The sequence below is a fragment of the Aureitalea sp. L0-47 genome (assembly GCF_026126405.1).
Lineage (GTDB): Bacteria > Bacteroidota > Bacteroidia > Flavobacteriales > Flavobacteriaceae > Pukyongia.
The window spans coordinates 57,213-69,370 of record NZ_JAFMTQ010000010.1; the positions used below are offsets into that span (position 1 = coordinate 57,213).

Genomic DNA, 12,158 nt, shown 5'->3' on the forward strand with positions numbered 1-12,158 from the left:
GTATTTTTAGAAATTGAGCGTTCAAAAGTGTTTATTTTTGAATGATTTTTCGTGCCTATGCCAATAGAAACCATTCCCTACCGAAAGACGGGCTATTTTTCCAAATTGATCTGCGACTACCTCGATCGGGAATCGGCATTGGATGAATTCTACCATCGATTTCCTTCGGAGTCGGAGTTTCAGGCTCAGATTTCAGAAAGAGAAAACTTCAGCAAAGAAAAAAGAGAAGTTTTGGTTGGACGATTGAAGGAGCAATACAAAGACCTGTCTGTTTCCGACGCGACCAGGACTAACATCGATTCTCTTTCCGAACTTACCACTTTCACTATCACTACAGGTCACCAATTGAATTTGTTCACAGGACCACTGTACTTTTTGTATAAGATCTTTTCTGTGATCAATCTTTCGGAACAAATGAACGAGATGTATAATGATAAACACTTTGTTCCCTTGTTCTGGATGGCCAGTGAAGATCACGATTTCGATGAAATAAACTATTTCCGCCTGCACGGTAAGAAACTTCAGTGGAATCGCGATGCCGGCGGTGCTGTAGGTGAACTGTTGACGGATGGACTCGAGAAGGTACTCGAACTGTTCAAACAAGAAGTGGGAAACCATGAGTTTGCGGAGAATATTGCGGAACTTTTTAAGAAAGCGTACTTACACCACGAGACTTTGACCGAGGCGACCAGATACCTTGGTAATGAGCTATTCAAAGAGTACGGACTTGTTATCGTTGATGGTAATGATTCAGAACTAAAGAGAGCATTCGTTCCATATGCCGAAATGGAACTTCGGGAGCATAAATCTTTTAAGGCAGTAAGCGAGACAGGTACAAAATTGAAGTCGCTGGGCTATAAGGAACAAGTGAGTCCCAGGGAAATCAACTTATTCTACATAACCGATGGGCTGCGGGAACGGATCATCGAACAGGATGGACGTTTTCATGTAAATAATAGTCAGATAGATTTCAGCAAAGAAGAGATCCTGGAGGAACTAAAGTCACATCCGGAACGTTTTTCACCTAATGCGTTACTTCGACCTTTATACCAGGAGGTAATACTACCCAACTTGTGTTATGTAGGTGGAGGAGGTGAACTGGCATATTGGCTGCAGTTGAAGGCTTATTTTGACTCTGTTGAGGTTCCCTTTCCAATGCTTCTACTTCGGAATTCTGTGTTGTTGATCAATGACAAACAACTTCAGAAATTAAAAAAACTGAATGCCTCAATAGAAGAGCTGTTCTTACCAACTCTCGAACTGGAAAATTTGCATGCTGAACGTCTTTCGGAAATTGATATCGATTTTACAAAGCAGCGCACATTCCTCAAGGAACAGTTTGCTTCCTTATATGAAGTTGCCAAGAAGACAGATGCTTCCTTTCTTGGAGCCGTTGCGGCACAGGAGAAAAAACAACTCAACGGACTCGATAAACTGGAAAAGCGCTTGTTAAAAGCCCAACGAAGGAAGTTGAACGACCAATTGAAGCGGCTTACCGATTTGCAGGAAGATCTCTTCCCGGGAGGGCACTTACAGGAACGCGAGATGAATTTTTCAGAATTTTACCTGGAGATGGGTCCGAAACTACTGGAAACCATAAAAAGCGAGCTCGATCCACTCGTTAATAAGTTGTCTGTAATTCGCCTTTAATTTTTGTAAAAAGTTATAAGCAAAAAACTTTTTTAATTTACTTTTGCCTATGCACAATACCGTCCTCATTTTAGACTTTGGATCGCAGTATACCCAGTTGATTGCAAGACGTGTACGGGAGTTGAATATTTACTGTGAGATCCACCCTTATCACCACATTCCGGAGAATATAGATTTTTTCAAAGCCGTGATCCTATCCGGTAGCCCTTTTTCGGTGCGCGCCGAGGATGCTCCGCATCCCGACCTTTCCGCAATAAAGGGCCACAAACCCCTGCTAGGGGTTTGTTACGGCGCGCAGTACCTGGCGCATTTTAACAATGGGAACGTGGCTCCTTCCGATATTCGTGAGTACGGACGCGCAAAGCTCGAGACCATTTACGACCATTCAGGCTTGTTTGCCGGAATCCCGGAAAACACCCAGGTGTGGATGAGTCATAGTGATACCATCGCCGAACTTCCCGATGGCGGCGTGCGACTGGCAAGCACAAGGGATGTTGCTAATGCGGCTTACAGAATAGAGGGCGAAGATACCTATGCTATTCAATTCCACCCGGAGGTGTATCATACAACCCACGGAAGACAGTTACTCGAGAATTTCCTGGTACACATTGCGGGAATAAAACCCGACTGGACCCCGGCGGCTTTCGTAGAGGAAACTGTGGAAATGCTTAAAGAAAAAGTAGGTGATGGAAAGGTAATCCTTGGTCTTAGTGGTGGAGTGGACTCTTCGGTAGCAGCTGTATTGTTGCACAAGGCCATTGGTAAGAACCTGTACTGCATCTTTGTGAACAACGGATTACTTAGAAAGAACGAGTTTCAGGATGTTCTGGATCAGTACGATCACATGGGCTTAAATGTAAAAGGAGTTGATGCTTCGGCACGTTTCTTGGATGCGCTAAGAGGAATTGAAGATCCGGAGGCGAAGAGAAAGGCTATTGGCGGGATGTTCATTGATGTATTCGACGATGAAGCACACCTGGTGGAAGATGTAGATTGGTTGGCCCAGGGAACTATTTATCCGGACGTGATAGAAAGTGTTTCGGTGAACGGTCCCTCGGTAACGATAAAATCGCATCACAATGTTGGAGGTTTACCGGATTTTATGAAATTGAAGATAGTAGAACCTTTGAAAATGTTGTTTAAAGATGAGGTTAGACGAGTGGGCGCCGAACTAGGTATCGATAAGAACCTGCTCGGCCGTCATCCCTTTCCGGGGCCTGGTTTGGCGATCCGTATCCTGGGTGATATCACAGAGGAAAAAGTTCGTATCTTACAGGAAGTAGATCACATTTTTATCAACGGATTACGTAAATGGGATCTCTACGATAAGGTATGGCAGGCCGGCGCCATGCTGTTGCCTATTCAAAGTGTTGGAGTAATGGGGGATGAACGCACTTACGAACGCGTTGTTGCACTTCGTGCAGTAGAAAGTACCGATGGAATGACCGCCGACTGGGTAAATTTACCCTACGAGTTTCTCCAGGAAACCAGCAATCACATAATAAACCGTGTGAAAGGCGTTAATAGAGTAGTGTACGATATCAGTTCCAAGCCTCCTGCGACCATCGAATGGGAATAAAAATACTATGAGAAAGTTTATTTTTTTTATACTAGTGATCATTGGCTCTGTTTCTGTGGCCCCAACCTACGGGCAGGAATACAGAACTCATGAGGTGAAGGCTGGAGAAACCATCTACAGTATCTCCAAACAATACGGTGTCACTGAGCAGGCCATTTATGCGCTCAATCCAGATGCAAAGAATGGCTTAAGATCGAATACGGTGCTAATTATTCCTTCGGAAAGTACTGCTGCGGTTCAAGAGAAGGTAACCTTCAAAAAACACCGTGTGAAACGTAAAGAAACCTTGTTTAGCATTGCTCAGCGATACAATATTACGGTTGATGATTTGAAGAAATACAACAAGGAATTGTATTCGCGTCCGCTAAAAAAAGGAGAGCGTATTCAGATACCGATAATAGAGATTGTTCCAACGGATAATACATCGGTCACTAACATTGAAACCAATACCAGTAATAAAGGAAAACATACTGTTCAGCCGAAAGAAACCAAATACGGTATTGCTCGGAAGTACGGAATTACCATTGCTGAACTTGAGACATTGAATCCTATGATAGGTGAAAATCTTCAAATAGGCACGGTTTTGAATGTTCCTAAAGACCCGGTGATGGAAAGCGCAACCATTGAAGATGAGAACTTCGAATTCTACGAGGTGTTACCCAAAGAAGGATTCTTCCGTTTGAAAGTAAAACTCGGACTCAGCCAGGAGGAGATTATTGCCTTGAATCCTTATGCTGAAGCCGGTTTGAAAGAGGGAATGATCCTGAAAATTCCGAAGGAGAGCGCTTCAGACGATGGATCAAAGACAGTTATCGTTAATCTAGAAGATGGAATTTCAAACTACAAAAAGAAAAAGATTGCTGTCATGTTGCCCTTCCAACTCACAAAATCGGACAGGGACTCCTTGAAGAATAATGCAGATCTTATCCGCGATAATGGTGCATTGCGTGTAGCACTCGACTTCTACAGCGGTGTTTTATTGGCCGCTGAATTTGCCAAGGACAAAGGAATCTCTGTAGAGATCGATGTGTATGATACAGAGGGTAAGTTGGACAAAGTAAGTTCGATCATTTCACGCAATGATTTCAGCGATGTTGATGCGGTTATCGGGCCATTACTTAGGAGGAACGTAGAGCGTGCAGCTTCGGAACTAAAAAGAACAGATACCCCGATATTCTCTCCATTGAGTAACCGGGAGATCAAGATTTCGGCCAACCTGTTTCAAACATTACCGTCGGATGAAATGTTGCAAAAGGCAATGTTAGAATATCTCCGGGATAATTCCGAAGGAAAAAACATCATCATTATTAGTGATTCTAAAAAGGCATCACAAAAAGCGGCTCTTCTAAGTGCAATGCCGGGAGCCAAAGCACTGACGCCGCGTGAAAAAGGCTTCTTTTACGATACCGATATCAGTTCCAAGCTGGATGCTACCCGTGAGAATTGGGTCATCCTGGAATCTGTGGATCCCGTAATTGTAGCAAATGTGGTTGGATTGCTGAATGGTATGCCTGATACGGTTACGATCCGGTTGTTCACCCTGGATAAGAACGACGCCTATAATTATCACGATGTTTCCAATTTGCATTTGGCGAAGTTGAATTTCACTTTCCCTTCTGTGAGTAAGAGTTACAACTACAAAGACAAGAATGCTTTTCTTGTGAGTTATAAAAACAAATACAATGTCCTTCCCAATCGTTTCGCGGTTCGGGGCTTTGATGTGGCCTATGACATACTTCTTCGTCTGGCGGTCGCAGATGACGTTTACGATGCAAATGACCCCAAAGTAGAAACCGAGTATATAGAGAACAAATTTCGCTACACTAAGAAGATGTTCTCAGGATATCAGAACAATGCGTTGTATATCATCAAATACAACCAGGATCTTCAATTTGAAGTTGTAGAATGAGTACTTCCAAAGTAATCTATCTGGGAGAGCTGAGAACGGAATGCGAGCACTTGCGTTCCGGCAGTACTTTCATTACAGATGCTCCGTTAGACAATAACGGTAAGGGAGAAGCCTTTTCTCCTACCGATACTGTGGCGACAGGGCTTGCGAATTGTATGATCACCGTGATGGGAATCAAGGCCCGGGATCTCGAGGTTGATATGAAAGGGGCGGTCGCCATTGTCACCAAAGAAATGGCATCCAACCCTAGACGCATTGCCAAAATAAAAGTGGAACTGTCTCTTCCGTTTGATATTTCTGATAAACACAGGAAGATTCTAGAAAATACGGGAAACACTTGCCCTGTAATCCATAGCCTGCATCCCGATATTGAAAAAGATATTCAATATAAGTGGGACCAGGTCTAGGCTCTTAACATTTCCATTTCAATAATTTCCGAATTTCTCCGTTAGGTCTTTATGAAATTTTTATTCGCAATTGTTTTAGGTGCTTTCTTTCTTATCACACCCGCGAACGATAAGGAGAAGTTTCATTGGGATCAAAACAGGCCACTTAACTGGACCGATTTCCGGGGAAGTCCCGAAGGTCCGCAGGATTTTGTTGCCAGTACCAACAGTGGCATATCCTTATCGTATTCTATCGGAAAACAGGATGGGAGATATACCTTCGATTATTCCGTTCACAGTAATTTTTATCCGAAAGATTCCTGGTATAGGCCGGAATCTGCTTCGGAATACATACTCAAGCACGAGCAAACACATTTCGATATTTCTGAACTTCACGCACGTAAACTAAGGAAAGCTTTGGCCGGACTCAGGGTAACCTCAAGTGTAAAAAGTGATGCTGATGAGATCTATCGTCAAACCGAAAGGGAGCGTAGAGATATGCAGCAGGCCTATGACGACGATAGTGATCATTCAAAGATACGCGACGCGGAAATGCAATGGCGCTTATTTGTCGCTTCCGAATTAGAGAAATATGCAGCCTGGGAATAATTCTGAATTTCCGGACAAGGCCCATCTAATCGAACTGGCCAACTACAAAATGCCTTTCGGCAAATACAAGGATGAATACCTGGTAAATCTCCCTGAGGCCTATTATGTATGGTTCAAACAGAAAGGATTTCCTCAGGGTAAACTGGGTAGATTCATGCAGGAAATGCACGAGTTGAAAATCAATGGCCTTGAAGGTCTCCTGCGGAAATTGATCCACTGATCAATTGACCTCAGAAATTGTTAATTGATTTTTCCGAATTATCCTTTGCCCTAGGTGATAAATACCTATCTTTACATCCCGTATAGATAACATCAAGGCTTCGACTTCATGGGCAATACAAAGTATATCTTCGTTACGGGAGGAGTATCATCATCTTTAGGTAAAGGAATCATTGCGGCATCACTGGCTAAACTACTGCAAGCCAGGGGATATCGTGTTACAATTCAGAAACTTGATCCGTATATCAATGTGGATCCCGGCACTCTTAATCCGTATGAACACGGTGAATGTTATGTCACCGACGATGGGGCCGAAACCGATCTGGACCTGGGTCATTACGAGCGATTTCTAAACGTACCTACTTCACAAGCGAACAACGTTACCACGGGCAGAATTTATCAGAGCGTGATCGAAAAAGAGCGCAGAGGAGAGTTCTTAGGGAAAACAGTTCAGGTAATTCCACATATCACCAACGAGATAAAAGAACGCATCCAGATTCTTGGTAAAAGTGGCGAATACGATATTGTGATCACAGAGATAGGAGGAACAGTGGGTGATATAGAGTCACTTCCCTATATCGAGGCTGTTCGACAATTGAAATGGGAGCTTGGAGACGACAACGCACTAGTTATCCATCTTACACTGGTACCGTTCCTTTCGGCAGCAGGTGAATTGAAGACCAAACCTACACAACACTCGGTTAAGACACTCATGGAGAGTGGAATCAGGGCAGATATTCTGGTTTGCCGAACCGAGCATGAACTCACAACCAATCTTCGTAAAAAACTGGCACTATTCTGCAACGTTCAGCAGGAGGCTGTTATACAATCTATCGACGCCTCAACGATCTACGACGTTCCAAATATGATGCTTGAAGAAGGATTGGACGATGTTACATTAAGAAAGCTCAATTTAACTGGTGCTCCGGAACCGGATCTTACACAGTGGAATGAATTTTTAACACGACACAAGAACCCGGGAGGTCATGTTAGGATCGGACTTATAGGTAAATACGTGGAATTACAGGATAGTTATAAGTCGATTCTCGAATCGTTTATCCACGCCGGGGCCGAAAACGAAGTTAAAGTAGATGTGGAATATATCCATTCCGAACACATTGATATGGCAACTATTACCGATGTGGTCTCTCACCTGGATGGAATCCTGGTAGCTCCCGGATTCGGTGAGCGGGGAGTTGAGGGTAAGATCGATGCGGTACGCTATGCAAGGGAGAATGATCTTCCTTTCTTCGGAATTTGTCTGGGAATGCAAATGGCAGTGATCGAATACAGTAGAAATGTTTTAGGACTTGATGATGCCAATTCTACCGAAATGGATCCGAATACATCCCATCCCGTGATCGACCTCATGGAAGAACAGAAGACCATTACCGATAAAGGAGGTACCATGCGTTTGGGCTCCTGGGCCTGTGAGCTGAAAGAAGGTAGCATAGTGGAATCTGTTTACAAAACTAAAGAAATACAAGAGCGACACAGACACCGTTATGAGTACAACGATGTGTACAGGGATCAGTTGGAAGCTGCTGGGCTAGTGGCCACGGGTATCAATCCGAATACCGGCCTTGTTGAGATAATAGAGTTGCCGTCTCACCCCTGGTTTGTTGGAGTTCAGTACCACCCGGAATACAAGAGTACGGTTGCGAATCCACATCCGCTATTCGTCGCTTTTGTGAAGGCAGCGCATGAACATTCGCTTAAATAAGACAATTTGACGTATTTTGCAGCTTCGGATGGATTATTGGATTGAGATCAACGAATTGAATGCTTTCGTAATTCATTCAGAAGAAAACAAACATAACTAAATTCGGGACTACCATTGGGGATCCGATAATTACATATGGAAGAAAAGAAATTTGACCTTAATTCCCTCATAGGGTTCGTACTAATTGGTGCCATTCTTGTGTACATGCTCTATCTGCAACAACCTACCCCTGAGGAGATCGAGGCAGAAAAACAAAAGACCGAACAACTTACGGAGGAAAAGGAAGAACCAACTAAAGATGAATCCAAGCAGGAAGTTTCACTAACCGAAGGCATACAGGAGATCGCTGCAGTAGAAACGGGTGATTCCCTGGCGCTTGAAAAGCTAAAAAACCGACTAGGGTCCTTTGCATATTCGGGAACGCTGAATTCAGCCACTGAAAATACAACGGTAATTGAGAATGACATACTGGAACTTACGGTAAGTAATAAAGGCGGTTATGTCACTCAGGCGAAACTAAAAGAGCATACCACTATAAACGGCGATCCGATCTATCTGATCAAGGATGGGAATAATTCGTTCAATCTACAGTTCAATGCTGAAAACCGCATGCTGAATACCGAAGACCTGTTCTTCGAACCCAACCTAAGCTCAAGTGGCGATAATAAAGTATTGACCATGAGGTTAAAGGCTTCTCCAAATGCCTTTCTTGAATACCGCTATGAACTTTCTCCCGGAGAATATATGCTGGGCTTCAGTATCAAGTCGCAGGGTCTGGATGGGGTGATCAACACCTCACAGCCCATGTACCTCGACTGGAACCTGAAGGGGTACCGACACGCAAAAAGTATAAGCTACGAAAACCGGTATACCCGACTCACCTATGAGTACGAAGGAGACAAGCATTCAAAGTTATCTCCTGCAGGGGAGGATGACGAACTGGAAAAGAAAGTGTCCTGGATGAATTTCCGTCAACACTTCTTCTCATCCATGCTGCTCACCGATACTCCTTTTGAAGAAGTGAATCTAACCTCTATCGATCTGGTGGAAGACGAAGAAGTCGATACAGTATTCACCAAGCAATACGGCGCCAAGATGCTGCTTACACCTAAGTCGGGAGGCCTGGACTACAATATGAATATGTATTACGGTCCAACAGATTACAAGATATTGAAAAACTACGACCGCAACCTTGATGAGGCCATGCCATTAGGTTGGGGGATCTTTGGGTTGATCAACAAGTATGTCATTATTCCGTTATTTGGATTCCTAAGTGGATTTTTACCAGCAGGGATCGCTATAATCGTTCTTACCATACTTATAAAATTGGTGTTGTCACCGGTACAGTACAAACAATATCTCTCCCAGATGAAGATGAAGATATTGAAACCCGAGTTGGATGAGATCAAGGAGAAGTATAAGGATAATAAGATGAAGATTCAGCAGGAAACCATGAAGCTTCAGAATGTGGCAGGTGCGAATCCTCTCAAAACCGGATGTTTGCCGGCCCTGCTGCAAATTCCGGTGTTCTATGCCCTGTTTACCTTTTTCCCAACCGCTTTCGACCTGCGGCAGAAGAGTTTCCTTTGGGCAGAAGACCTGTCTAGTTTCGATACCATCGCTGAAATTCCATATATCCCTTTCTACGGGGATCACATTAGCTTGTTCCCGATCTTGGCATCCATCGCAATCTTTATCTATATGCAGATGACTATGGGACAGAACATGCAAGCCCAACAACAACCGGGTATGCCGAATATGAAATTCCTTATGTATTTGTCCCCGTTGTTCATGTTAGTGTTCTTCAACAACTACGCAAGTGGACTGTCGCTGTATTATTTCACATCCAACCTGATCACCATTGGTATTATGCTTGTGATCAAGAATTTTATCCTTGATGAGGATAAGATCCATGCGAAGATTGTGGCGCTTAAGCAGAAGAAACCTAAAAAACAAGGTCGCTTCCAGCGAAAGATGCAGGAAATGATGGAACAGGCCGAAGAACAAAAGAAGAAGAAAAAACGATAGAATTAGTTATCCGCTGCACTTTTTGAAAAAGTGGTTTGGGAATTCAATAGAAACCTAAAAATTTCGTTTACAATCAAAAGTAGGTTTTCATGCGATCCATCAGTTTAATAGTTTTCTTATTTCTTCTGAATCCTGGAGTTTCTATCTCCCAGGAGGGTTACAACCAGTTTGACGATAATAATAAACGCCACGGTCCGTGGAAGAAGTATTTCGAAGGCACAACTCAATTGCGATACGAAGGACAATTCGATCACGGAAAGGAAGTGGGAACATTCAAGTTCTATTGCGACGAATGCAAGGAGCAACCCATGGTGATAAAGGAGTTTTCCTCCAGAGACAATACCGCAGATGTGAAGTACTTCACCTTATCAGGTAAGCTTGTGAGTGAGGGAAAGATGAATGGTAAGAATCGAATTGGAGAATGGCTTTATTACCACGAGAAATCCAAAGAAGTGATGTCCAGGGAGTACTACGAAAACGGCAAACTTGAAGGGAAGAAACTTACCTACTACCCAAATGGAAAAATCACGGAAGAGATCTCGTATGTTAATGGGGTAATGCAGGGAGAGAGCCTGTATTACGGTCCCGATGGAACACTTCTGAAAAAACTTCGCTATAGCAATGATGAACTGCATGGGGAGGCTATCTACTACGATGCTTACGGAAATGTGACCATTAAGGGATATTACAAAGAGGGGAAGAAGCACGGACTCTGGAAACATTACAAGGATGGAAAAGTAGTTCTTGAAGAAACCTACCCGAAACCCAATCGGAACTAAATTGTAATTTCAACTCATCTGAACCGTCTTACACTCTTAAGCGGTTTTATCGTATTTTTGCATAGAATTTATTCTGATGAAAAAACGTGTTGTTGTTGGCTTGAGCGGAGGCGTTGACTCCAGTGTGGCTGCCTATCTTTTGAAAGAACAAGGCTATGAGGTCATTGGTCTTTTTATGAAGAACTGGCATGACGACACTGTGACTATTTCCAACGAATGCCCCTGGTTGGAAGACAGCAATGATGCGATGCTTGTTGCTCAGAAACTGGACATCCCCTTCCAAACGGTAGACCTAAGCGAACAGTATAAAGAGCGGATTGTGGATTATATGTTCCGCGAATACGAAATGGGGAGAACCCCAAATCCCGATGTGCTTTGCAACAGGGAGATCAAATTCGATGTGTTCATGAAGATCGCTCTGGACCTGGGTGCCGATTACGTTGCAACTGGGCACTACTGTCGTAAAGGCCTCATAGAAAAGGATGGCGAAACCATCTACCAACTACTGGCAGGAATGGACCCTAACAAGGACCAATCATATTTCTTATGTCAGCTATCCCAGGAACAATTGGCGAAAACATTATTTCCTATTGGTGAATTAGTGAAAGCGGATGTACGCAGGATCGCAGCCGAACAGGGCCTAATAACTGCCGAGAAGCGAGACTCACAGGGATTGTGTTTTATCGGTAAAGTTCGCTTACCGGATTTCCTTCAGCAGCAGCTGGCACCTAAGGAAGGTGTGATCGTTGAGGTTCCTTCGGAATATGAGGGCTATGAGACCGATGCACCTGTTTTTACTTCAGAAGAAGAAAAACTAAAATATTTGTCCACTAAGAAAACCTATCATCCGGACGATGGAAAAGTTGTGGGTAAACACCAGGGAGCTCATTATTTTACGAAAGGACAGCGAAAAGGATTGGCGGTTGGCGGTACAGCGGAACCTTTGTTTGTTATCGATACGGATGTGGAAGAGAATGTGATCTATACCGGACAAGGGAAGGATCATCCCGGGCTATACAGACGCGGACTTTTTGTGCGCTCTGTGGAAGTGCACTGGGTTAGAAATGACCTCGCTCTTAACACCGATGAACAAATGGAAGTGATGGCAAGGATACGCTACCGACAGCCACTTCAGAAAGCAACTTTACACCAGACCGAGTCCGGACTTTATGTTATCTTTGAGGAACCACAATCAGCAATCAGTGAAGGTCAGTTCGTTGCCTGGTATCACGGAGAAGAATTGCTGGGTAGTGGGGTAATATCTTAACCAAAATTC

At 43.6% G+C, this 12,158-nt stretch carries 10 protein-coding genes; all 10 read left to right on the plus strand.

What is annotated here, in order from left to right; genetic code table 11:
* Positions 1-57 precede the first annotated feature (57 nt).
* The 10 genes from bshC (at position 58) to mnmA (ending at position 12,149) form a co-directional block, all read left to right on the plus strand.
* Positions 58-1,650 (plus strand): bacillithiol biosynthesis cysteine-adding enzyme BshC, encoded by a 1,593-nt coding sequence (gene bshC, locus J1N09_RS10655; protein WP_265200177.1) that lies wholly within the window; start codon positions 58-60, stop codon positions 1,648-1,650.
* Between the two features lie 49 nt (positions 1,651-1,699).
* Positions 1,700-3,229: a glutamine-hydrolyzing GMP synthase gene (gene guaA / locus J1N09_RS10660; protein ID WP_265200178.1), complete on the plus strand. Its 1,530-nt coding sequence runs from the start codon at positions 1,700-1,702 to the stop codon at positions 3,227-3,229.
* A 7-nt stretch (positions 3,230-3,236) separates the two neighbouring features.
* Positions 3,237-5,138 carry an amino acid ABC transporter substrate-binding protein gene (locus tag J1N09_RS10665; RefSeq protein ID WP_265200180.1) on the plus strand — a complete coding sequence of 634 codons (1,902 nt, stop codon included), beginning with the start codon at positions 3,237-3,239 and terminating at the stop codon, positions 5,136-5,138.
* A complete protein-coding gene (locus J1N09_RS10670) occupies positions 5,135-5,545 on the plus strand; it encodes an OsmC family protein (protein ID WP_265200181.1) in 411 nt (136 codons plus the stop codon). The genes J1N09_RS10665 and J1N09_RS10670 overlap by 4 nt, the downstream gene beginning before the upstream one ends.
* A 51-nt stretch (positions 5,546-5,596) precedes the next feature.
* The gene (locus tag J1N09_RS10675) at positions 5,597-6,133 is read left to right on the plus strand and encodes a DUF922 domain-containing protein (protein WP_265200182.1); all 537 of its coding nucleotides are present in this window, start codon (positions 5,597-5,599) and stop codon (positions 6,131-6,133) included.
* A complete protein-coding gene (locus J1N09_RS10680; protein ID WP_265200183.1) occupies positions 6,117-6,353 on the plus strand; it encodes a DUF3820 family protein in 237 nt (78 codons plus the stop codon). Before J1N09_RS10675 ends, J1N09_RS10680 begins: the two co-directional genes overlap by 17 nt.
* Before the next feature lie 108 nt (positions 6,354-6,461).
* Entirely contained in the window at positions 6,462-8,075 is a 1,614-nt protein-coding gene (locus J1N09_RS10685) for a CTP synthase (RefSeq protein WP_265200185.1), read from the plus strand.
* 135 nt (positions 8,076-8,210) lie between these two features.
* A complete protein-coding gene (yidC, locus tag J1N09_RS10690; protein WP_265200186.1) occupies positions 8,211-10,103 on the plus strand; it encodes a membrane protein insertase YidC in 1,893 nt (630 codons plus the stop codon).
* An 89-nt stretch (positions 10,104-10,192) separates the two neighbouring features.
* Positions 10,193-10,882 (plus strand): toxin-antitoxin system YwqK family antitoxin, encoded by a 690-nt coding sequence (locus J1N09_RS10695; RefSeq protein ID WP_265200187.1) that lies wholly within the window; start codon positions 10,193-10,195, stop codon positions 10,880-10,882.
* Between the two features lie 76 nt (positions 10,883-10,958).
* Entirely contained in the window at positions 10,959-12,149 is a 1,191-nt protein-coding gene (gene mnmA, locus J1N09_RS10700; RefSeq protein WP_265200188.1) for a tRNA 2-thiouridine(34) synthase MnmA, read from the plus strand.
* Positions 12,150-12,158 lie beyond the last annotated feature (9 nt).